At 57.0% G+C, this 23269-nt stretch carries 15 protein-coding genes and 6 pseudogenes; 9 read left to right on the top strand and 12 right to left on the bottom strand.

From position 1 onward, the window contains the following. Positions 1-55: 55 nt before the first annotated feature. Positions 56-613 (top strand): annotated as a pseudogene (locus tag CUJ84_RS34295) (IS630 family transposase); the annotation flags it as partial. 319 nt (positions 614-932) lie between these two features. Here CUJ84_RS34295 and CUJ84_RS34290 read toward each other — a convergent pair. From CUJ84_RS34290 to CUJ84_RS34275, 4 genes and pseudogenes are all read right to left on the bottom strand, one after another. Beyond that, complete coding sequence (locus CUJ84_RS34290; RefSeq protein WP_105009932.1) at positions 933-1811, bottom strand: TlpA family protein disulfide reductase; 879 nt, start codon at positions 1809-1811, stop codon at positions 933-935. 101 nt (positions 1812-1912) lie between these two features. After that, a complete protein-coding gene (locus tag CUJ84_RS34285) occupies positions 1913-3196 on the bottom strand; it encodes a M16 family metallopeptidase (RefSeq protein ID WP_105009931.1) in 1284 nt (427 codons plus the stop codon). Between the two features lie 19 nt (positions 3197-3215). Next, positions 3216-4448, bottom strand: coding sequence for a M16 family metallopeptidase (locus CUJ84_RS34280; RefSeq protein WP_105010028.1), 1233 nt, complete (start codon positions 4446-4448; stop codon positions 3216-3218). A gap of 994 nt (positions 4449-5442) precedes the next feature. Next, positions 5443-5976, bottom strand: a pseudogene (locus CUJ84_RS34275) (IS5 family transposase); the annotation flags it as partial. A gap of 102 nt (positions 5977-6078) precedes the next feature. Between CUJ84_RS34275 and CUJ84_RS34270 the strand changes: the two are divergent. After that, entirely contained in the window at positions 6079-6939 is an 861-nt protein-coding gene (locus tag CUJ84_RS34270; protein ID WP_105009930.1) for a replication protein RepA, read from the top strand. A 473-nt stretch (positions 6940-7412) separates the two neighbouring features. Here the strand turns inward: CUJ84_RS34270 and CUJ84_RS34265 are convergent. Further along, positions 7413-7883: pseudogene (locus CUJ84_RS34265) on the bottom strand (transposase); the annotation flags it as partial. 5 nt (positions 7884-7888) lie between these two features. Here CUJ84_RS34265 and CUJ84_RS34260 point away from each other — a divergent pair. Both CUJ84_RS34260 and CUJ84_RS34255 read left to right on the top strand, forming a co-directional pair. Continuing rightward, positions 7889-8641: pseudogene (locus tag CUJ84_RS34260) on the top strand (IS6 family transposase). 64 nt (positions 8642-8705) lie between these two features. Further along, a pseudogene (locus CUJ84_RS34255) lies at positions 8706-8998 on the top strand (integrase core domain-containing protein); the annotation flags it as partial. Positions 8999-9299: 301 nt separating this feature from the next. On the opposite strand, the gene CUJ84_RS34250 reads toward CUJ84_RS34255, so the two are convergent. Then, positions 9300-10430 carry a replication protein RepA gene (locus tag CUJ84_RS34250; protein WP_105009929.1) on the bottom strand — a complete coding sequence of 377 codons (1131 nt, stop codon included), beginning with the start codon at positions 10428-10430 and terminating at the stop codon, positions 9300-9302. 340 nt (positions 10431-10770) lie between these two features. Here CUJ84_RS34250 and CUJ84_RS38515 point away from each other — a divergent pair, with 340 nt between their 5' ends. Next, positions 10771-11367, top strand: coding sequence for a hypothetical protein (locus tag CUJ84_RS38515; RefSeq protein ID WP_199788878.1), 597 nt, complete (start codon positions 10771-10773; stop codon positions 11365-11367). A gap of 43 nt (positions 11368-11410) precedes the next feature. Beyond that, positions 11411-12514, top strand: a pseudogene (locus tag CUJ84_RS34240) (IS3 family transposase). A gap of 296 nt (positions 12515-12810) precedes the next feature. Here the strand turns inward: CUJ84_RS34240 and CUJ84_RS34235 are convergent. The 6 genes from CUJ84_RS34235 to CUJ84_RS34210 form a co-directional block, all read right to left on the bottom strand. Beyond that, a complete protein-coding gene (locus CUJ84_RS34235; protein ID WP_064251338.1) occupies positions 12811-13296 on the bottom strand; it encodes a MaoC family dehydratase in 486 nt (161 codons plus the stop codon). A gap of 77 nt (positions 13297-13373) precedes the next feature. Then, the gene (gene glmS, locus CUJ84_RS34230; protein WP_105009928.1) at positions 13374-15200 is read right to left on the bottom strand and encodes a glutamine--fructose-6-phosphate transaminase (isomerizing); all 1827 of its coding nucleotides are present in this window, start codon (positions 15198-15200) and stop codon (positions 13374-13376) included. Positions 15201-15783: 583 nt separating this feature from the next. Continuing rightward, positions 15784-16356: a nodulation O-acetyltransferase NodL gene (gene nodL / locus CUJ84_RS34225; protein WP_105009927.1), complete on the bottom strand. Its 573-nt coding sequence runs from the start codon at positions 16354-16356 to the stop codon at positions 15784-15786. Positions 16357-16967: 611 nt separating this feature from the next. Continuing rightward, on the bottom strand, positions 16968-18179 hold the full coding sequence (locus tag CUJ84_RS34220; RefSeq protein ID WP_105009926.1) for a beta-ketoacyl-[acyl-carrier-protein] synthase family protein: 1212 nt from the start codon (positions 18177-18179) through the stop codon (positions 16968-16970). Continuing rightward, a complete protein-coding gene (locus tag CUJ84_RS34215; protein WP_105009925.1) occupies positions 18180-18458 on the bottom strand; it encodes an acyl carrier protein in 279 nt (92 codons plus the stop codon). A gap of 1045 nt (positions 18459-19503) precedes the next feature. Then, positions 19504-20436, bottom strand: coding sequence for a LysR family transcriptional regulator (locus tag CUJ84_RS34210; RefSeq protein ID WP_105009924.1), 933 nt, complete (start codon positions 20434-20436; stop codon positions 19504-19506). Between the two features lie 257 nt (positions 20437-20693). On the opposite strand from CUJ84_RS34210, the gene CUJ84_RS34205 reads away from it, so the two are divergent. The 3 genes from CUJ84_RS34205 to nodC are packed head-to-tail and all read left to right on the top strand — an operon-like array spanning position 20694 to position 23232. Beyond that, positions 20694-21284, top strand: coding sequence for a NodA family N-acyltransferase (locus CUJ84_RS34205; RefSeq protein ID WP_065284387.1), 591 nt, complete (start codon positions 20694-20696; stop codon positions 21282-21284). After that, positions 21281-21931, top strand: a complete 651-nt coding sequence (nodB, locus tag CUJ84_RS34200; RefSeq protein WP_105009923.1) for a chitooligosaccharide deacetylase NodB — start codon at positions 21281-21283, stop codon at positions 21929-21931. Before CUJ84_RS34205 ends, nodB begins: the two co-directional genes overlap by 4 nt. Positions 21932-21954: 23 nt before the next feature. Further along, positions 21955-23232 (top strand): chitooligosaccharide synthase NodC, encoded by a 1278-nt coding sequence (gene nodC / locus CUJ84_RS34195; protein ID WP_105009922.1) that lies wholly within the window; start codon positions 21955-21957, stop codon positions 23230-23232. The last annotated feature ends 37 nt before the right edge of the window (positions 23233-23269 follow it).

The following is a 23269-nucleotide window of genomic DNA, read 5'->3' as shown; positions in this document are numbered from 1 at the left end:
ACTAAAGTAGGCATCATTTTGTTATGCTTCTGCTACAACGGCAGGAGTTTAACTGATGGTGGGCAGGCAAGCAGACGTCGTCGTTCTGAGCAACGCGGACAGGAATTTTCTTGAATCTCAGGTGCGCCGGCATAAAGCGCCACGCTCGTTGTCGGATCGATGCCGGATAGTTTTACTGTGCGCGCAGGGCCTGCAGAGCAAGGATGTTGCCGAACGCCTCGGCGTCGACGAGCACACGGTTGGCAAGTGGCGCCGCCGGTTCGTGCAGGATGGCATTGACGGGCTGACTGACGAATATCGCGCAGGTCGTCCGCGAACCGTCTCTGACACGCAGGTGGCTGCGGTCATCGAACGTACGTTGAACACCACTCCGAAGGATGCCACGCACTGGTCTATCCGTTCCATGGCAGCCGACAGCGGGCTGTCGCACACCACCATCCGTCGGATATGGGCTGCATTTGGTTTGCAGCCGCATCGCTCTGAGACATTCAAGCTGTCTCCCGATCCGCTGTTCGTCGATAAGGTGTAGGACATAGTCGGCTTTGACGTTTGGCATAACGATCGCGTGGGCAAGATCGCCATGGCATGCGAGTCATCTCGGGAACAACCAGTGAGGCAATCGAGGACATTCGACTGAGGCAAGCATTGTTCTTTGGGAACACTCTTGGGTGAGGCAATACGGCGCCTCATCCTGATCGCCGCTCTGGGAGTCGCTTCTCCAAATCGGGCCGGATCGATGATGCAGACGTCACCATCACAATGGTCGGCGAGGCCGCTTTCTCCGCACCTTCGCAGCGTCCGACGCGCGCGCAGATCCTCGATGGCGTCGTCCGGGAGGCCGGACTCCTCGGCCAATGCAAATGCGGCGACCGCACGCCGTTTCGCGTCCTGGAGATCGCCAGACATCAACATCGCGTCGACGATGGTCATGCTCAGGTCGCAAGCCATATGGCGCCGGCCAGAACGTATCCGAGGCCCGCATCGAAAAGATCCCTCCCATCCGCGGCAAGGGTGTCGGTATCCTTGTCGATAGCGGCCCCGACCAGCATCTGGCCGACATTCAGAACGATGTGACCGTCATCGGGTTTCGCGGATATCACCCGGTGGTCCGCGTAGATGAGGGCGGCGGGCCTGTCGATCTGGAGGAGGATCTGCAGTTTGAACGGCCACCATTGACGCTCCAGTGCCCGATGTGCTGCGAAGGCTTCGTCGAAAGCCTCAATCATGCCGCGCTGATCGCCGGCTTTCGCCTTGGCGTGGATGATATCCTCCAGAGCGAAACTTTCTCGGACCTTGTTGTTCTCCAGCGCAGACCGGTGTTGTTTGGCATGCTCATCAAGATCCCATTCGCCTGATAGGATCATCGGAAGAATATCATCCATTTCTACCGGATCGCCAATCCATGCGAGCCGGCCAGTCCCATCGACGATGAAAGCTTCCGGGACGGATCTGCTGTAGGATGCCTTCCACCAGTGGTTCGCGACCCAGCCACCGTCCCGTTCCTGCCCGTTCTCGACCGGCCCGTCCGAGGCCACCATGTAGCCGATTTCGTCGCCCTTTTCCGCGACGAATTTCGCCACTTTTTCCTCGTCATCGTTGATGGCGACGCCGATGATCTTCACGTCCGGATAGGTCTTTTGCAGATCCGTAAGATGCGGGATCGTATCGATGCACGGTCTGCACCACGTGGCCCAGCACTCGATCACATGGACGATGCCTGCATCGAACCCGTCGATCCCCTGTCCCTTCAAATCCGTTCCGAGCCGCAGCTCCGGGGCAAGATCGCCGATCAGCAGTTCTTTCACTTTCATGGGTATGTTCCTTTGAATTTCGTAGTGGGTTGCGACGGTGCCTTGAGGCGGACCGTCCTGTTTCGCGCATCCGGCTTCGCCGGCATCGCGTGGCGCTGGCTTCAGTGCGTGGCTGGATTGCCGGCAATCGATACCAGTAAGGCACCGTCTCCGATCAGGCGGTCCACCGCATTCGCGACGGTGTCACGGGTGACAGAGGCAATGCGAGCATTGTGCTCGTCGATGAAGTCCGGCTGGAACCCCTCGACCTTCGTGGATAGCAGTTCCTCGGCGATGGCACTGGACGTCATGAGTTGCAGGGCGAAGGAGCCCATCAGATAGCTCTTCGCCATCTCCACTTCCTCGGCTGAAATCTTGTTGCTCACAAGATGCGCAAATTCGGATCGGATCACGTCCAGAGCCTCGTAGAGGCGATCGTTTGGCGTCGATGTGGACCCGATCAACTGGGATACGTTTCGGGTGGCATCGAGACGTGTGCCGATCGAGTAGCACAGCCCGCGCTTTTCACGCAGTTCGGTAACGAGGCGGGAACTGAACGTTCCGCCGCCCAGGCAATGGTTTACGACCTCTGCGGCCATGAAGTCCGGATCGTCCACCGAGATGCACCGGCGCCCGAAGATCATCGTCGATTGCGGACTGTCGAGGTGCGTCAGCACCTCCTCGCCCAGACCGAGGAAGGGAGCGGGGAGGACGGACGCTTCGGCGGAGACTGGCAACCGGCTGAACGCACGATCGAGGGCAGCGGCGAAGGCGTCAGCACCCAAGGCGCCCACGGCGACGATCTCGAGGTTATGACGGGCGATCATGCGGGAATGCAGCGCGACGACATCGCAAAGCTCGACACTTCCGATCGTCTCGTAATGTCCGGAGGCTGGACGGGAGAAGGGATGGCCGGCAAAGGCAATGGCATTGAAGACCTGACGGGCGACATTGTCGGGCTGGGCCATGCCCATCCGCAGAGAGGCAGCGCGCATGGCATGCGTGCGCTCGAAATCCCGCTGCTGGAAGGCCGGGTCGGATACCGCCATGCCGAGGAGGTCGAATGCCTCGTCCACATTCTGCGTCAAGGTCTCCAGTGAACCGTGAAGCGTTTCGCGCCTGACGCCGAAGGATAGATGGATCGCTTTTTCGTCCAGGCGGCGCTGGAAACCGCCAGCGTCGAGATCGCCCACGCTCTCGGTTAGCATGCTGCCGAGAAGGGCTGCGGCTCCGGGCTTTCCTTCCGGGTCGAACGCCGCGCCGCCGCGGAAGCAGAACGATGTCCATAGAACAGGAAGCGTGTGATCCTCCAGAAGCCAGGCTTCGATGCCGCCCGGGCTTTTAACGCGCTGAAGCCGGCTTGCGTAGGTGGTGGTCGCCAAGGACGGCGTGGTGAAGATCGTCAAGAGAGAAATCCTTTGCGGTTCAGGCGTCGGTTGCGGGGGGCGTGAGATAGCCGACAATCCCGGTGCTGCGCTCCAGCAGGGTCAGCGCGTTGCGGATGTCCTCCGTCGTCACGCCCTTGATGCGGTCCTGCCAGAGCGCGACGTCCTCCACGCTCAGGCCGAGGCTCGCGGCAACGCCGTACTGCCATGCGAGAGCGGAATGGTCATCCTTCTGATAAATTGCATTTGCGACGATCCGCGACTTGGCGCGTTGGATGTCATCTGCGGAAAATCCGGTTCGGCGGAGCATTTCGAGCGCATTTTCAATGGCATCGTCCAGGTCCGTCAAGGAGACGCCCGGTGCGGGACACGCATCGATCTGGAAGTGCACAAGGTCGCGAAACACATTGCTCCAGTCGGACGCTCTGACGGAGATAGCCATGCGGTTGTTCACGATCAGCGCTTCGTGCAGATACGAGGCGTTCCCGCCGCCGAGAAGAAAGGCAAGAACCTCCAGTGCCGCCGCATGTGGGCCGGTCGCCGTCATGGAGGGCACGACATGGATCCTTGTTAAGGCGGGCTCGTGGACGTTTTCGTCCACAAGGGTCAGGAGACGCTGTGTCCTGACGGGCGGGGCCTGCACGACGGGACGCTTAAACGATGCGCCGGTCGGCGTGATCGCGCCGTAGATTGTTTCCGCCATGTCCATGACCGCATCGGGATCTACATCTCCGGCCACGACGAGAATGGCATTCTCCGGCGTGTAGAAACGGTAATAATAGGCAAGGGCGTCCTCGCGGCCAAGCGTCTCGATCTCATGCTGCCAACCGATGATCGGCCGACCGCACGGATCGGGTGAAAAGGCACCCGCCAGCAGCGCTTCCTCAAAAATAACCTGGGGATCCGCATCGCAATGCATGCCACGCTCGACAAGGACGACTTGCCGCTCTATGTCCACGATCTCGTCCGTCAGGATCAACCCCGTCATCCTGTCCGCCTCGTAGACCATGCAGGTTTTCAGGTAATCCTTTGGAACGCGCTGGTAGTAATTGGTGTAACTCCAGCTGGTCGATGCGTTCTCATTGCCGCCGACCGATGCCAGAAGACCGCTGAAATGCCCGGCTGGGTGGTTGCGCGTTCCTTTGAACATCAGATGCTCGAGGAAGTGTGCGATCCCGGATTTTCCAATTGGGTCGTCCGCCGAACCGTTTCTGTACCAGACCATATGTGTCGCGATCGGCCTGCGATGGTCGCGGATGACGATGACGTCCATGCCGTTGCCCAATCGGCCAGTGAAGACCCTGTCTGGGGATGTCTCGTGCTTCTCTCCAAGCGGCGAATCGAGTTGGAGGTTTTCTGAATGGAAGGTCATGAGCATCGTGTCTTTCTGATAGGTCGCGGAATTCAGGGGGCCAGACTGGTTGATGGCAGAACTCGAAACGGATGATGCGCGAAAGTTGCTGCCTTTGCTTTCTCTGTCGAACGGCAGGGTGATGCCTCACATGGTTTGCACCAAGTGGCCCAAAATTCGAGGATATATACCTTGCCAGAGTGGAAGTGCGTTAGCGGCTCGACAATACACGCTGGTGATTTCGTCTTCTGAAATGGCTTCTGCGGGGCGGGCCATTGCGACAGTCCTTCTTTTGTGAGAGTGCCGATGTCCCCGTCGTGATAGGAGACGCCGAGCCTTGATGTAGATGGAGCAGGAGCGACGACGTCGAGGGCTTCCTCGCCGGAGACGCCGAAGATGTACTCCCCTCGTTCTCAATTGCCGAGACAAGGAGGTCGGACCCCTTGACCATTGCGCGGATTATCAAAATGTGCCAAATTGCCTCCTGACGGTTTTATATATGTATGCAGCATTTATTCCGTCATGTTGATATAGATGTTGTTCGGTACCGTCAACAGTCAATAAGCTGCCGCCCAACAAAACTTACCGGCTCCATCGGAAGGCCTTTCGTGCCTCATTGACTTTTCTCTTAGAGAAGGCGCAGCGAGACAATTTCCTCAGCGATCCGCTCCGCGGTCCGGCGTGGGCTCGTCTTCGGCCGGGAGGAACGATCCCCCATGTCGGCGGCCGGCGTTGTCACGTGAGGCCGAGCCTGCGCTTTGGTTCTGTCGCAAAACTTTTCACCGGGTTTGCAACCAGTATGGTAGGCGTAGATCCGGGTTGAAGATGAGCAGGCAGATTGAGTTTCCCGATCATGGTCGATTTGGCGTTGGTGCACCGCTCAGCGACGGGTCATCATTCGGTCTTTGATGCGTACTTATTTCGTTGCTGCCGTCGGTGCCTCGCAACGAACGGATTTCGGGCGTCCGCAGGCGAGCATTCGGTTCAGTATGGTGACCCCGATCGCAGCCTCTGTCTGCTGCGACCGGAATGAACGAGCGTGCAAACGCGGCCCGATGATGCCCTTGTATCTGCCCATCGCCGTTTCGATCAGCGCCCGTTTGCCATAGCCGGTGGACGTCTGCCATTTCAGCCGGCCATCTGCCTGCATGGATGATATGTGGTCGTCTCTCTGGCAGGATGCTTGGACGTTGGGCCGTTCAACCACGTTCGAGCGCGGTGGAATGACGACCCTTGCACCTGCGCTGTGACGGAGAACTGCGTCGTAGGTTGGATAGCCATCATAGGCTCCATCGGCAGTGAACTGGTCGATCTCATCGTCGATCTGATCCAGCAACGGCTCCAGCTGCGAGACATCGCCGGTTTCCTGATCTGTCAGACTATGTGCAATGATCTCGCCACTATCGGCATCAACAGCCAGATGCAGCTTTCGCCAGCTGCGCCGGGGGCGATGTCACGTTGTTTGATCAACGGCCGTAAAGTCGCTTGTCGGTAAACTAAAGACGCGCTCGAAAAAGGGCGCCCCCGCCAAGACCTGCGCTATATTCATAGCGTGCTGGCCCTGTGTGGCCTGCCCTATAGCCGCCAGCCGATCGAGGAGCGCGAGTACCGCAGCAAACAGGGCAACATGCGGCTGATCGTCAATGCCGGTGAGTTGCTGTCGCCAAGGGGCGAGTTCGTCAAGCAGCCGTTGCCCTATGGCTCCCGCGCGCGCCTGTTGCTGTTGCACCTGTGCAGCGAAGCCATCCGCCAGCAGTCGCCCACGATCAAGATCGACGCCAGCCTGACCGCCTTCATCAAGAAGATGGGCTTTGGAGCCAACGGCGGCCAACGCGGTAACCTGAGCGCCTTCAAAAAGCAGCTGCAAGCGCTGGCGGCCTGCAAGATGACCATCGGCACCTTCGACGAGAAAGGGGGCCATACCAAGACGGTCAACACCGCGCCGTTTGAGTCGATGGACGTTTGGTTCCCGCCCCATCCCGACCAGCAAATGCTCTGGGCGAGCACCATCACGTTCAGCCGCGAGTTCTACGACACCCTCACCAGGCACGCGGTACCGGTCAACGTCCATGCGATCCACGCGTTTTCGGACTCGCCGCGCAAGATCGACATCTACTATTGGCTCGGCCACCGCAGCCACGGCTTGAGCAAACCCGTTTCTATCAGTTGGAAAGCCCTAAAAGAGCAGTTCGGGGAGGGGCATTTCGTGACCTCGGGCAAGACCGGCGGCTATACCCGCGATCGAGATTTCCGGGCCAAATTCACGAAGGAACTGGCTCACATCTGCGAGGTGTTTCCCAAGCTCCCCGTCGCCGTCAATGAAGGCGGCATCCGGCTGAAACCGGCTGATTCTGATGCGTTGTCACTCCCCGCCAAGAGTTCCACAAAAAAGCGTGAAATCATAAAGCGTTAGCTACGCTGAATCGGTCGCGCTTTCAGGGTCAAAGTACCCCATATGAATCAACACGTTATCAGGGGCCTTACGCTGAATCGGTCGCGGGGCTACGCTGAATCGGTCGGGCTTCACTGTCTTTTCACGCTGAATCGGTCGCGCCCCTTACGCTGAATCGGTCGCGCTTTTACGCTGAATCGGTCGCGCCTATATATAGAACTGAACACTACGGAACACTGCGGAACACCTTTTTCTAAAATCCTTCTGAATTTACAGAACAGGAAGATTTGAAATTTTGGATTTTTTGAAGAGATGAAGCTTTGCGGACTTGATCGCACGTGGAAGCTCACCAAAAGCCCACACAGCGCGTTTTCAGGACCTGAGTGCCCGCGAGTGTGGCCGAGGCGTGAAAAACGCCTCCTAGGTGTTTAGTACCGGCATTTGAGCGGATATGAAATCGAACGCATTTCGGCCTTTGATGTTGTCGGTTATGCCTACCTGACTTGACGCCGGACAGACTCCGGGCGTCCACATGCCAGCATGCGGTTGAGAACGATGCAACCGATGGCGACCTCTGTCTGCTGGGTGGCGAACGAACGAGCCCGCACACGTCGCCCGATCAGCCCCTTGTATCGCCCGATGGCGGTTTCGATCAGTGCACGCTTGCCGTAGCCGGTGGCCGCCTGCCATTGCAGCCGACCGTCTTTTGCGATCGCCGCTATGTGCTTGTCTCTTTGATCAAGTGGCCCTGTATCACCATTGCTTTCCACCGCCGTCGAACGCGGTGGAATGACGACGTTCGCGGTTGCGCTGTGCTGCAGGACCGTCTGATAGGTTGGCTTCCCATCATAGGCTCCGTCGGCTGTGAACTGGTCAATCTCGCCGTCGATCTGGCTGAGCAACGGCTCCACCTGGGAAGGATCATCCGTGCCCTGATCGGTCAGCCTATGGGCAATGATCTCGCCAGGCGATGTCACGTTGTCGGCAACCTAACGGGTGGCGGATAATACGGTTGAGATGACCTCATCGACCATCAGCTACAAGAACCACCGATTTCCACCGCAGATTATCGCCCGTGCGGTCTGGCTGTATTTCCGGTTCCCGTTGAGCCTGCGGCTGGTCGAGGAAATGTTGCTGGAGCGCGGTATCGTCGTCTCTTACGAAACGATACGGCGATGGGGCCGCAAATTCGGGGCAGCCTACGTCAAGCAGCTGCCTAGAAAGAAGCCGTCGCGGAAAGATATCTGGCATCTGGACGAGGTCGTGATTTCCATAGGCGGCCGAAAACATTGGCTGTGGCGCGCTGTCGACCAGGACGGCTACGTTCTCGACGAGATCGTCCAGACCCGCCGCGATACCAAGGCTGCCAAGCGATTGCTGGTCAGGCTGCTGAAGAAGCAAGGTCTGTCGCCGAAGCGCATCGTCACCGAAAAACTGCGCTCATACGGCGCGGCAAAACGGGATGTAATGCCCGGCGTCGAACATCGATCGCACAAGGGCCTTAACAATCGCGCAGAGAATTCTCACGTGCCGCTTCGAATAACGAGAGCGGATGATGCAGGGCTTTCGATCCGTCGGAGGTTTGCAACGTTTCATCTCGGTCTTTTCAGCAGTCCGAAATCTTTTCGTCGCGCCGCACCAGAGACACTCAGCCCCAGCCACCCATATTCATCGCATCCGCGCCATGGCGCAGTGGAAAGCCGTGACCGCTGCAATTGCATGAGTTTACCGACAAGCGACTTTACGGCCGTTGATCAAACAACGTGACATCGCCCTTCGAATAGACCTGCGCCACCAGCGATATCGAGCACCGCACGACCAAGCCGAAGCATCCGTGGACCAACGGTCAAGTCGAGAGGATGAACCGCACCATCAAGGATGCCACCGTCAGACGCTTCTACTATGAAAGCCACGATCAACTCCGCGAGCACCTCGCCGACTTTGTCGCCGCTTACAATTTCGGCCGCAGACTCAAGACTCTCAAGGGCCACCCTACGAGTTCATTTGCAAAGCATGGGCTTCACAACCCGAGCGCTTCGCCTTCGATCCGCTCCATCAAATGCCGGTACTAAACACCTAGGAGGCGTTTTTCACGCCTCGGCCACACTCGCGGGCACTCAGGTCCTGAAAACGCGCTGTGTGGGCTTTTGGTGAGCTTCCACGTGCGATCAAGTCCGCAAAGCTTCATCTCTTCAAAAAATCCAAAATTTCAAATCTTCCTGTTCTGTAAATTCAGAAGGATTTTAGAAAAAGGTGTTCCGCAGTGTTCCGTAGTGTTCAGTTCTATATATAGGCGCGACCGATTCAGCGTAAAAGCGCGACCGATTCAGCGTAAGGGGCGCGACCGATTCAGCGTAAGGGGCGCGACCGATTCAGCGTAGCTAACGCTTTATGATTTCACGCTTTTTTGTGGAACTCTTGGCGGGGAGTGACCACGCATCAGAATCAGCCGGTTTCAGCCGGATGCCGCCTTCATTGACGGCGACGGGGAGCTTGGGAAACACCTCGCAGATGTGAGCCAGTTCCTTCGTGAATTTGGCCCGGAAATCTCGATCGCGGGTATAGCCGCCGGTCTTGCCCGAGGTCACGAAATGCCCCTCCCCGAACTGCTCTTTTAGGGCTTTCCAACTGATAGAAACGGGTTTGCTCAAGCCGTGGCTGCGGTGGCCGAGCCAATAGTAGATGTCGATCTTGCGCGGCGAGTCCGAAAACGCGTGGATCGCATGGACGTTGACCGGTACCGCGTGCCTGGTGAGGGTGTCGTAGAACTCGCGGCTGAACGTGATGGTGCTCGCCCAGAGCATTTGCTGGTCGGGATGGGGCGGGAACCAAACGTCCATCGACTCAAACGGCGCGGTGTTGACCGTCTTGGTATGGCCCCCTTTCTCGTCGAAGGTGCCGATGGTCATCTTGCAGGCCGCCAGCGCTTGCAGCTGCTTTTTGAAGGCGCTCAGGTTACCGCGTTGGCCGCCGTTGGCTCCAAAGCCCATCTTCTTGATGAAGGCGGTCAGGCTGGCGTCGATCTTGATCGTGGGCGACTGCTGGCGGATGGCTTCGCTGCACAGGTGCAACAGCAACAGGCGCGCGCGGGAGCCATAGGGCAACGGCTGCTTGACGAACTCGCCCCTTGGCGACAGCAACTCACCGGCATTGACGATCAGCCGCATGTTGCCCTGTTTGCTGCGGTACTCGCGCTCCTCGATCGGCTGGCGGCTATAGGGCAGGCCACACAGGGCCAGCACGCTATGAATATAGCGCAGGTCTTGGCGGGGGCGCCCTTTTTCGAGCGCGTCTTTGCTTTTCGCGCGGCGCCGCGCCCCCGGTGACATGGCTGCCAATTCATTCGCGCGGGCCTCGGCCTTGGCATCGCGCGCGGTCTGTTCGGCGATAATCTCGCGCGCTTCCAGGGCGAATACGACATCCATCTTGAGCCGCTCGCGGGCTTGGGCGAGTTTCTTCCTCAGATCGGCGTCACGGATAAGGGAGAGATCGGGCGTACTGATGTAGGTCATCGCCCGATTACTCCGTCTTGTTCTCCGCCATTTCCAGTAGGGCAGCGATGCTTGATTCTGGCCTTAACGATTGATGTTTCAGGATTTTCCAGCATATCGCGACACTTCACTTTCGTTTATCGCATTATTGTGTTTTTTACATTCTGACGGTATATAGACGTTATCTATATGTAACTCCGTCACGGAGTAATATATGACACATTCGGAGAATCCGCGCTATCAAATCGAAACGACGTCGGAACGCATTCAGTGCCACGGCGGTATGGCCCGAATAGGCAACGAAAATACAAATCGCCGCCGAAAAATCTCGGAGACTGGATGAACCTGCTTGGAGGACAAGATGCACTGGATTTCCAGATTATTTGCAACGGGTGCCGTTTTTGCGTTGGCGTCCATACCCCTCGACGGCTTCGCCCAGTCGGTCGATGCCAACCTGGCAATCAACAGGCCGGACGAGGCGTCTTGGCGTTTCCTCGCTTATGTCGCTGCTCCCGTCGCGGCGACGCCCGTCAAGGTTTTGTTCGAAACATGGGCTTCGAACGAAGATACATTCACCCCGCACCCAATTTTCCCGGGCGCCAAAGGTAACCCGTCCTGTGGACAGTCGGGTGCGGTCGTTGCAGCGGCGGAAATCGCCACTCCCGTGGCCAGCCCAAAAATACTGAGTATTCCAGCCCTCCAGCAGTTGGCTCCGATGGGCCCCGTCCCGCATGGGTCGCCCGACGGGAGCGAAGAAGTTCGCCGCAACCAGGCGATTTTCGATTACATCGTTTGCAACCAGCTCTTTACCAAGGCCGGTCTGCGATCCTTCTATAGTACCGGCCGGCCGATCTCAGCTCCTGTCGGCGCCATGGAAGTCAAGGCAGATTGGGTGCCCGCCGATGAGGTCGATAGCGCCGATGATCTGAACCCTTCAAACTGGACCAGTTTTGGTTAGAGTTTTCCGGTGCATTTTCCTGGCTGGGAAAGGACGGAAGACGATGAAGGCATCGCAGTTTTCGGACGCGCAGAAGGCGTTCATTCTGAAGCAAGGTGATGAAGGTGTGTCTGTTGCGGAGATCTGCCGCAAGGCGGGGATCAGCCAGGCGACCTACTTCAATTGGAAGAAAAAGTATGCCGGCATGTTGCCGCCGGAGATGAAGAAGCTAAAGCAACTCGAGGACGAGAACGCTCGGCTGAAACGGATCGTCGCAGATCTGACGCTGGATCGCGAGATGCTGCAGGACGTCATCCGGCGAAAGCTCTAAGGCCTGCTCGGAAGCGGGAGGTGGTGAAGGGCTTGTGCCGCGATTGGACGATCTCGATCCGGCGTGCCTGTGGAGCGTTGAACTTCGATCGGTCCACCTACCACTACACCTCTCGCCGCGCCGATCAGGCCGGTCTGGAACGTCGCATTCGTGAGATTTGCGAGACCCGCGTGCGCTACGGCTATCGTCGCGTACATGTGCTGTTGGAACGTGAGGGTTGGGGCACCAACATCAAGCGAACCTATCGCATTTACAGGGACTTGGGCCTGCAATTGCGGAACAAGACGCCCAAGCGCCGGGTAAAGGCCAAACTTCGGGAGGATCGGCAAATGGCTGTCGGATCGAATGATGTCTGGGCGATGGATTTCGTGCACGATCAGCTCGCCACCGGAAAGAAACTACGCGTTCTGACGGTGGTCGACACCTTCTCGCGTTATGCTCCGGTGCTTGATCCGCGCCACAGCTATCGCGGTGATGATGTCGTGCAAACCTTGGAACGGGTGTGCCGGAACGTCGGCTATTCCGAAGACCATCCGTGTCGACCAGGGGACGGAATTTGTGTCACGTGATCTCGACCTTTGGGCCTATGCCAAGGGTGTGACCTTGGACTTCTCACGTCCGGGAAAGCTGACGGACAATGCCTTCATCGAAGCATTCAACGGCCGCTTCCGAGCCGAATGTCTGAACCAGCATTGGTTCCTGACCCTTGCGGATGCCCGCGAAAAGATGGAGGATTGGCGCAGAGACTACAATGAGGTTCGGCCACATGGCGCCATCGGCAATAAGGTGCCAATCTTACTGATGAATCCGGGAGGCGCAACCAGCCCACCTCCCTGAATGAAGCCGGAAAACTCCAGCCTCCGGTGGTCCAGAATCCTGGGGCGGTTCAATGAACGCCGAGGCTCTAACCGCCGCTGGATGAAAGTTCAGTGGCAGGTCAAGCGAGCCTGGTGATCTCGCTGATAACGTTATGTCGCGCATGATGCCAGTCTGCCGCCTTGCTTGCGGCGCAAGTCTGATCAACCGGCTGAAAGCAATAGGCGTTCGTAAGGGAAAACAGACGCTCAATGCAAAACAGCGCGTAGATCCATGGCGGTTCTATCCGTAGACCAGGCAACTGGCGCGGGCTGGCGTCAAATCCCTTTAGGCCTGTCGTCCGGGTCAAACTGAATGATCGTGATCCAATTGGCCGTGAGTGCCGGTCGGTTCTCGTTCTCGATCTCGACCGTCACCTCGTAGGTGGTCACCAGCATGCTTGCGCCGCGAAATTGACATTCAGAGAGAACGAAGCGACCGCGCACGCGGCTGCCGGTCTTAACCGGTGACATGAAACGCACCCGGTCTAAGCCGTAGTTAAGGCCCATGGTCTGCTCGCGGATCCTTGGCATGCCGCTGAAGTTCATCGCCGACAGAAGTGAGAGTGTTAAGAAGCCATGAGCGATCGTGCCACCAAACGGGCTTTCGACTGCCGCGCGTTCCGGGTGCACGTGGATGAATTGATGATCGTGTGTCGCATCGGCAAAGAGATCGATTGTAGTTTGATCGACGGTAATCCATTCGGATTTGCCGAGTTCCTGGCCAATTCGCGACGGCACGTCGGCGAGCGAAAGTTCGTGCATACGACCTCACTTATTTGATGTCTGATCAAGTCGTGGATTTTCTCGGAGGCGAGTTGCGATTTACCCAATCGTCACAATCATTCGACTGTGACTGATTTAGCCAGATTCCGCGGCTGGTCCACATCTGCCCCCATGACGACCGCCGTGTGATACGCAAGAAGCTGCAGCGGCAGAGAAAAGATCATCGGCGCGATAATCTCCTCGACATTGGGTAATACGATAGTGTGCATGGTGGGGAGTTTCGACATCGACGCTCCCGTCTCGTCGGTGATCAGAATGATGCGGCCGCCGCGGGCGGCCACTTCCTGCATATTGGAGACAGTCTTATCGAAGAACCGATCATGTGGCGCGATGACGATGACTGGCATATTTTCATCGATCAGGGCGATCGGACCGTGCTTTAATTCTCCTGCCGCATAACCTTCAGCATGGATATAGGAAACCTCCTTGAGCTTCAGCGCACCTTCCATGGCCAATGGGAAACTCGTGCCGCGGCCGAGATAGAGCACGTCGCGGTAATTCGACAATTCCCGTGACAAGAGCTCGATCTCCGGCTTGATGTCGTTCAGCACCTGTCGAATAACGCCCGGCAACGTCGCCAAACTTTGGACGAGCACTTGTTCCTCGTCGTCTGTGATCGTGCCCCGCGCCTTGCCTGCGCCGATGGCTAGCGCAGCGAGAACAGCAAGCTGGCAAGTGAATGCCTTGGTAGACGCAACGCCGATCTCTGGCCCGGCGAGAATCGGAAAGATGGCATCTGCCTCGCGGGCAATAGTTGATTCTCGCGTATTGACGACAGCGCCTATTCTCAGACCTTGTGCTTTGCAATAGCGCAGCGACGCAAGCGTGTCAGCCGTCTCACCAGATTGAGAGATGAAGAGCGCTGCCGACCGCGGCGACAACGGGATTTCTCGATAACGGAATTCAGAGGCGACATCAATTTCAACCATTAAGCGTGCGTAGCGCTCGAACCAATATTTGCCAATCAGTCCCGCAAGATATGCAGTGCCACAGGCAGAAATTGCGAGGCTCTCAACCCTGGCAAATCCAATGTCGGTTGAAATGGCTTTGACATGATTTTCGTTGACATTGATGTAGTGCCCAAGAGCACGGGCGATGACCTCAGGTTGCTCGTAGATTTCCTTCTCCATAAAGTGCCGGTGATTGCCCTTGCAGACCAGGTCGGCGGTAGCAATCGATATGTGCCGCGGGCGCGTTACGACTTTGCCTTCGATATCGAAAACTTGGACACTCGCTTTGCCTACAACAGCCCAATCGCCATCGTGCAGATAAGTGATGTCATTGGTGAACGGAGCAAGAGCGATCGCATCGGAGCCTAGAAACATCTCGCCGTCGCCATGGCCTATCACCAACGGTGGCCCATTGCGCGCCACCATAATGGTTGCGGGATCCTCCTCAAACAGAATGGCAAGGGCGAATGCGCCCTTGACGCACTTCAGCATGGCTTGCATTGCCTTAAGACATCCCATGCCATCCCGACGGAATTTGGTCAGGAGATGCGCAATCACCTCGGTGTCCGTATCGGTCTTAAACTTGACCCCTACCTTCGCCAATCCGTCCTTCAGCTCGGAAAAATTTTCGATGATGCCGTTATGAACAACGGCTACGCCATCGGCAAAGTGCGGGTGAGCGTTGCATTCTGTCGGTGCGCCATGGGTCGCCCAGCGCGTGTGAGCGATGCCGACGGTGCCGCTCAGGGGCTCTCTTTTCAACCTCGTTTTAAGGTTCACGAGCTTGCCTTCTGCGCGGCGTCGGTGCAATTCTCCCTCGAAGATCGTAGCAACGCCGGCTGAATCATAGCCGCGATATTCCAGTCGCTCCAAGGCTTCGATCAGCCGCTCCGACACGGGCTTACGTCCCACTATGCCAACAATCCCACACATGCTCGTCACCCATGTCCCAAGAGCCCCCGACCGGTAATCAGGAGGGCGGACGCCGCTCGGTGCGTGTCCTCCAGCGGGTGCTAATAAATCTGAACAGATTAGTAAAATTGATTGTTGCGATAGCTATCATCCACGTTATGGATGCGGCGCCCTCGGTAGGGCCGTTACGTAGCAAATGATGCCTTCTGCAAGGTGTCGACAGAAAGGCTACGCCCGGATGATGGGCGCCTGCCTCTGACAAAGATGTTCCAGCCAACAGGGATTGGTATTTGCCGACGACATGCCACGCGCATGTCCATTCGACGCGACCAATTGTCTTTCATCGAGCGCACGGACCGAAAAAGCAATTCGTTTTCTGCAGGTGAAGCGGTCTGTGTCTGCGGGTTGACCCTAAGTCGTAATTGCCCCTTTGCATGCAAACTTGATCACGAACCGGTCAGCTCGACTGCCCAAGCGCATTTGCAAAGAGATTTGCGTCAAAGTGCCGACAGTTGGAACCGCAAGGGCCATGGCGGCCCAGACGATCCGTTCGCACAAGCAAAGAAACTACCCGTTACCACCGGATTCACCCCAACGCCTACTTTTATGATTGCGTCGAGCGTCCACCTACCCGGACCCGAGCTGGATTTCCCATGGCCGTGCTTCCTGCAGGAACATCTCGCGTGACCACGCTACCCGCGCCAATGACAGCATGATCGCCGATCGTCACGCCGGGGAGAATGATTGCTCCACCGCCGATCCAAGCGTGCCTGCCAATGCTGACAGGTCGTCCCAACTGCAGTCCAGCCTGGCGCTGCTCTGGATCGTGTGGATGGTCCGCGGTATAAATTTGCACAGCAGGCCCTATTGCGGTTCCGTCACCGATAGTCACCGCTGCCACGTCAAGAATGACGCAGTTGAAATTGATGTAGACCCAAGCTCCGATCCGGATGTTGAACCCGTAATCGCAGTGGAACGGAGGACGAATAACCGCTCCAAGTCCGACTGCTCCCAATCTTTCTGAAAGGAGCGCATTCCACCGCTCGGCGGAGTCGCCCAGCGTGTCATTATACCGCTTCAGCCAAGCCCCCGTGAGGAGCAGCTCGGCTTGGATCTCGGGGTCCGCTGCGTTGTACATTTCGCCTGCTAGCATCTTCTCTTTTTGGCTGCGTGTCATCGTCTCTTCTCAGATCTTGTTCGTGGGGGTGGTCGGTCCTTACCGCTCGAATTCAACTAATACCGGCAGAGCTCACAGAGGAGTAAACAGCAATCTTTCCCCTTTCTGAGGCTGGTTCGAAAGTCGTCCGCTCAAGCGAGGCAAATCCTGCAGAGGGACTGACGACCAGCGACCTTGCATTTCACCGGCTCTGGGAGGGCACAATCAGATGTGCGGATTCAGCTTGGCAGGTTCCGAACACAGCGGCAAGCGCCCCCCAAACTCTGGACCAGCGACTACTTCGCGATCAAGCTGGCGCCTGGCACGATATGGGGTGCAGGCAGAGGTGGAATTGATAGCAACACTCCTTGGTCGTGGCAGAAAAGGTCGAGGCCTAAACTTTAGTCGACCGGCGAGCCGCAGTGAGAGCTCCCGGAGTCGAAACACAGTCGGGCTCCAGCTCCCCCGCGACACGTGGTGAAAGCGGTGTAGCGTGAGCTGCGCGGGGGAACATTTTCAGATGCCTGTGTATCTGGGGAATTACATCGAAACCTTGCTGAGGGGAATCGGCGGCGCCTGCTTCAGGCATTTGCCGCTGGCCCTACAAGAGTTCAATCGTGACGGTCTCGACTTCATTGCACCTGCTTGAACGCAAGGACAGCATTCATGCCGCCCATGGCGAAGGCGTTGCTCATGGCCACGCGCACCCTTCGCTCCCGGGGCACATTAGGGGTCACGTCCAGGTCACAATCGGGATCTGGTTCGCGATAGTTGGCGGTCGGCGGCACGACATCTTCTTGGATCGCCATCACGCAAGCAATCATTTCGAGCGCACTTGCTGCCCCGAGGCAGTGCGCGTGAGTGGATTTGGTGGAAGAGATGGAAATCGATCGAGCATGGTCACCAAAGACGCGCTTAATCGCCATCGTTTCGATCTGATCGTTGGCCTTGGTGCCGGTGCCATGGGCGTTGAGGTAGTCCACGTCCTCAGCATTTAGGCCCGCATCAACAAGGCAGGCGCGCATCGCCGCCTCCGGCCCATGCACAGCTGGTGCAGCGATGTGGTAGGCATCGGCGGAAAGGCCGACGCCGGCGATCTCGGCAAGCACCGTTGCACCGCGGGCGGCCGCATGCTCATAGCTTTCCAGCACGGCCATGCCCGCACCCTCGCCCAAAACTAATCCTTTCCTGTCGGCGGAGAATGGCCGGCAAGTATCTGGAGCGAGTACGCGCATTGCTTCCCATGCCTTAAGCACAATCCACACGAGTGGCGCGTCACTTCCTCCAGCTAGCATAACGTCGGCCCTACCGAGCTTGATCTGGTCTACCGCTGAAGCGATCGCATGGTTGGCCGAGGCACAGGCGGAGGTGGCGCCGAAGACTGGGCCCCGCAGCCCGAGGTTCATGCTTACCTGACAGGCAGCGGCGCTAGGCATTGCCTTTACCCCAGTGAATAGCTCAGTGCGGGTCGCGCCCCCCAATAGGAGGGTCCGGTAGGCTTTCTCGGTTGCGTCCCAGCCGCCAAAGCCAACGCCCACTGTCGCGCCGAAACGGTGGGCATTTCCTTCATCGCACGAAAGGCCGGCCTGTCGCATGGCTTCTTTAGCTGCAAGCACGGCAAGCAGGCTGAAGCGATCCATGGAGATGAGCTGCTTGCGATCAATGTCGTGTTCAGGCAGCACCTTGATCTCGGTCCCGATCATCCCCTTCAGCTCATGAATCTCTGAATTTGAGATCGGGCCAATGGCGGAGCGGCCTTGGCGCATCTCCGTCCAGATAGAGGAAGCATCGGTGCCCAGTCCGCACAGTCCGCCCAATCCGGTGATAACGACACGCCTGTCCATTCAGACCTCCTTAGTGAGCAAGCCACGGACGGCTTCCACCACGTCGCCGATATTGTTGAGGTTCGACCAGGCATCTGCCGTATTCATCTCGATCTTAATGCCGTAGATTTGCTCCAGATCCCAAAGGACATCGGCCAAACCCAGTGAGTCGATGCCCAGCGAAGTCAACTCCGTGCCGGTCGTTATTTCGCCGACCGCTACGGTCTTTCTCTCGCCGTTTTCGGCTTTGACGAGCTTGTTGATCGCACTGATAATTTCTAGTGTGAGTTGGTCAGCCATTTTATTCCTTTCCATCATGCCTAATTTCGACAAGCCGACGGCCTTGCGAGAAGGCTCGGTCAAATTGCTGCTCACATCGGAAGATGTTCCGGCTCGTCTGCGAAGTGACGACAGAAACCGATAAAGTTACCGGAACCTCACCGCGCGGCTGCCCTGCTATGGATCATATGGAATGATTGGTAAAATTGATTGTGTGGATCAAAAGCATCCACGCTGTGGATTGTGGCTCGACGCATTGCCGCGGCTAATTCACGCGCCGGCGCAGTTGCAAATCCTCCGGGATAAGCGTGATTACGCGGATCGAAAGTATTAAGCTTTGGCCACTTCCCCGGGACGGCGCGTTGGCCAGTGTGCGCAGGAAGCATGTGCGGGAGGTCGGTGAAGTCGTCGTAGCTGGATGCTGGTTTTCCGCAATGAGCCGAACATAAAGCCATCAGCAATGAAGTTTTGAATCACTTTTGCAATCGGCTAAGGCAAGCACAAAAAGGGCACTCAGGTAGCAACCGCAATGGCATTGTCGTGGGCGTCGATTGTTGACACTTGAGAACCGACCTGCCGGCACATCGAAAATGCTCCAGGGGCGCGGCCGGCTCACGGTTCTGTTAAGCGCTGCAGTTGATCGAACATCGAGTCGACGTTCGTCGATTGAGACAAGACTACGGAAAATTGGCCGTGCAGGTCCTATGCGAGCAGCAGGACGGGGCGATTAGTTGCCCTAAGGATAACAGCCGCGTTTTTCCCATTCGGAAGGGTTGCGATCGATAATTTTAGAGAGCTCCTGGTCTGGACCTATTAAAAGGCCGATTGCTCGTGATCCATGTAGAGCGTCCGCTGTCTATCAGAGTTACCAACCTTTGCCTCCTCACTATTTGGACCTGGCGCCGCATCATGGCTCTCGGCACCATGGCTTCGATCGCTAGATGAGCTGAGGCAGGAGGCCTGCCTGTAATGTGATGCCTCATTTGGGTACACAGCGGATGTGTGGGTCCTATGATCAGCGCCCATTCTAACTACTGCGGCCGTGAAATGAACCCGGCGGCGCCGCTTAAGACGTACAACTTTCCGTCTCAGATTCCATGCGCGAAGCCTCTTGGATCATAATCTCGCGCATCCATATGTTTCCAGGATCAGAGTTGTGAAGAGCCGGCCATTGGACAGCCTCGGTGAACGAAAGAAGTGGCAAAGGATGCTCGATGATCCGCAGGGGGATAGTTTGTTCGTAATGTTTGACAAGCCGCAGAGGGATGGTTGCTATTCGGTTAGTGCCTGACAGCAACGGCGGGATCAAGTTAAACCCCGGGACGACGAGTTCAATACGCCTCTTGAGGCCGTGCTGCATCAATAACCATTGCTCAACGGAAGGCTTAAGACCACGTCCGAACTTAGCCGCAACATGCCCCATGGACATATATTGCTCCAGGGAGAGCTTCCCTTGCAGTTGCTCGTTCGTAGAGCAGCCGACGCACACCAGTCTCTCTTCGAAAAGCCTTGCTTTCGGATGGGCGCCAGACATGAATAAATCCGGAAGGATCAGAAAATCAACATCCCCGCGCCGGAGAAGCTCCTCGGGATCGTCGTCAAGTGGCAGCAACTCGAAGCTGACCCCTGGCGCCTCCCGAGCTAAGCGCAAGATGATCTTGTCGAAGAAGACCAGAGCCATGAAGTCTGAAAGGATAATTCTGAATCGGCGATCGGACTCCGCAGGATTTATTGGATCCCATGCGATGACGGAGAGCTGAATGTGCAAGAGGGCCTCGCGAACAGCGGGGGCGAGTGCCTCTGCACGCGGGGTCGGAATTAGCTCCCGTCTCTGCATGATAAAAAGGTCGTCGCGGAAATAGTCGCGCAACCTAGAGATAGCAGCGCTCATGGCGGGTTGGCTGAGGTTGATGCTGCGTGCCGCTGCTGTGAGCTTGCGCTCGGTCATTAGAGCGTCGAGCGCTACAAGAAGGTTAAGATCCAGGCCTTTAAAACGCATGAGTTTATATCCATTCCATAGATGATTGCCATCCAAACAATCAATTTTACCAATCTTTCGGTTCGCTTATAGAAAAGCCGCAACTTGATCAATATCAAGGCCGCGAACGAAAAATCGAAATGCCGGGCAAGGGGCCCGATTTGAATTCTTAATTCTCTTAACCGCTCGATTGTCTAACCGGCAATCCAATAATCATGCGCAACAATCTCGCGCAGCTTTGATCCTGGCTGGGTGAAGAAACAACGTGGAGCTTTTGCATGTCTTCTGAAGTGCGATGGAAAATATGCTGGGAAAATGAGCTGGAAGCCTCAGACCACGCGGAACTCGCTGATTTTTTTTGCAAGACCTATGGGCCGACGGGAGCTTTCAATGCCAAGCCCTTCGAGACTGGCCGAAGCTGGGGTGGTGCGAGGCCCGAACGCCGCGCAATCGCATATGACTCGCGCGGCGTCGCTAGTCACATGGGCTTGTTACGCCGCTTCATAAAGGTCGGTACGACTGATTTGCTTGTGGCCGAGCTAGGCCTGTACGGAGTGCGACCGGATCTAGAGGGATTAGGCATCGCTCACTCTGTCCGCGCCATGTTTCCGGTTCTTCGCGAGTTGAGCGTTCCATTTGCTTTCGGAACAGTTCGCCACGCCATGCGGAACCATATGGAAAGATACTGCCGAGACGGTACCGCCAATATTATGACCGGGCTGCGTGTGCGCTCGACGCTTCCAGACGCGCATTCCGACCTGCCAGCCACGCGCACTGAAGATGTCCTCGTATTGGTAGTTCCCGTCGACCGTCCGATGACTGAGTGGCCTGCGGGCTCGTTGATTGAACGAAACGGGTCGGAACTATGAAGCGGCCTGCATATATGAGCGAAGTACCGGTCAATCACGCAAGCGGCCAGGAAGATCGCTGCATTTACTTGACGTTCGATGACGGTCCTAATCCATTCTGCACGCCGCAAATCCTGGATGTTCTAGCCGAGCACCGCGTCCCGGCGACATTTTTTGCTATCGGTTCATACGTGAAGGACCACCCCGAACTCATTCGGCGTCTTGTGGCGGAAGGTCATGATGTCGCCAATCATACCATGACGCATCCCGACCTCGCCACCTGCGATCCAAAGGATGTGAAACGTGAAATAGACGAGGCGCATCAAGCCATTGTCTCAGCCTGTCCCCAAGCCTTGGTCCGGCACTTACGAGCGCCTTACGGGGTTTGGACTGAAGACGTGCTTTCAGCGTCGGCGAGGGCTGGACTTGGAGCCGTTCACTGGTCGGCCGACCCTAGAGATTGGTCTTGCCCGGGCGTCGACGTGATCGTTGACGAGGTGCTTGCTGCTGCTCGACCTGGGGCAATCGTGCTTTTGCATGACGGGTGTCCTCCCGATGAGGTTGAGCAATGCTCCCTTGCCGGACTGCGTGACCAGACGCTTCTAGCACTCTCTCGAATTATTCCGGCACTGCATAGCCGCGGATTCGAAATTCGTTCACTTCCCTGACACCACTGGACAAACGAGAAACCATGACCCTGCTAGCAACAACCAGCATCGCCGCCGTCTCTCTTTATGCAATGCTCTCCACCGTTTACAAGAGCGCGCAGGTCTTTCATGCCAGGCGGACAACGGTCTCAACAACACCTGCGAAAGACGTCGAAAGCACCCGTCTACCAAGCGTTGATGTCATTGTGCCGTGCTTCAACGAGGATCCAATCGTTCTCTCGGAATGCCTCGCGTCTCTCGCGGAACAGGATTACGCTGGAAAATTGCGTTTTTATGTAGTCGACGACGGTTCCAAAAATCGCGAAGCGGTGGTGGCTCAGCGCGCTGCCTATGCAGACGATGAGAGATTCAACTTCACAATTCTCCCTAAGAATGTTGGAAAGCGCAAAGCGCAAATCGCCGCTATAACCCAGTCCTCTGGGGATCTCATCTTGAATGTGGACTCAGACACCACGATCGCCCCCGACGTCGTCTCGAAGCTTGCCCATAAAATGCGCGATCCAGCAGTCGGTGCGGCGATGGGCCAAATGAAAGCCAGTAACCAGGCGGACACTTGGCTAACTCGCTTGATTGACATGGAGTACTGGCTTGCCTGCAACGAGGAGCGCGCGGCACAAGCTCGCTTCGGTGCAGTTATGTGCTGCTGCGGCCCATGCGCGATGTACCGTCGGTCTGCTATGCTTTCGCTGCTCGATCAGTACGAGACGCAGCTTTATCGCGGCAAGCCGAGTGACTTCGGTGAAGATCGCCATTTGACGATTCTCATGCTGAGCGCAGGCTTTCGAACTGAGTATGTTCCAAGCGCCATCGCGGCGACAGTCGTTCCTGACACAATGGGTGTTTATCTGCGTCAACAACTACGGTGGGCACGCAGCACCTTTCGGGATACATTGCTCGCGCTCCCTCTACTGCCTGGCCTCGATCGGTATCTCACGCTGGACGCAATCGGGCAAAATGTCGGCCTGCTACTTCTTGCGCTGTCGGTATTGACAGGAATTGGCCAGTTTGCGCTGACCGCCACAGTACCCTGGTGGACGATCCTGGTCATTGGATCCATGACTCTTGTACGGTGTAGCGTGGCTGCCTATCGCGCCCGCGAACTTAGGTTCCTGGGTTTTGCTCTCCACACGCTCGTGAACATCTTTCTGTTAATTCCCTTGAAGGCCTATGCCCTTTGTACCTTATCCAATAGCGACTGGCTGTCGCGCGGATCAGTCACCGTTGCGCCCACTGTTGGTCAGCAGGGCGCTACCAAAATGCCAGGGCGGGCGACATCTGAAATTGCATATAGTGGCGAGTGATGATCGCGTCACCGCAGCTCAAAATTTGGGACAAAAA

Origin of the sequence: Rhizobium leguminosarum (genome assembly GCF_002953715.1) — a bacterium.
Classification (GTDB): domain Bacteria; phylum Pseudomonadota; class Alphaproteobacteria; order Rhizobiales; family Rhizobiaceae; genus Rhizobium; species Rhizobium leguminosarum_V.
The sequence above is the reverse complement of the archived record's forward strand: the minus strand, read 5'-3'. Positions and strand labels throughout refer to the sequence as shown.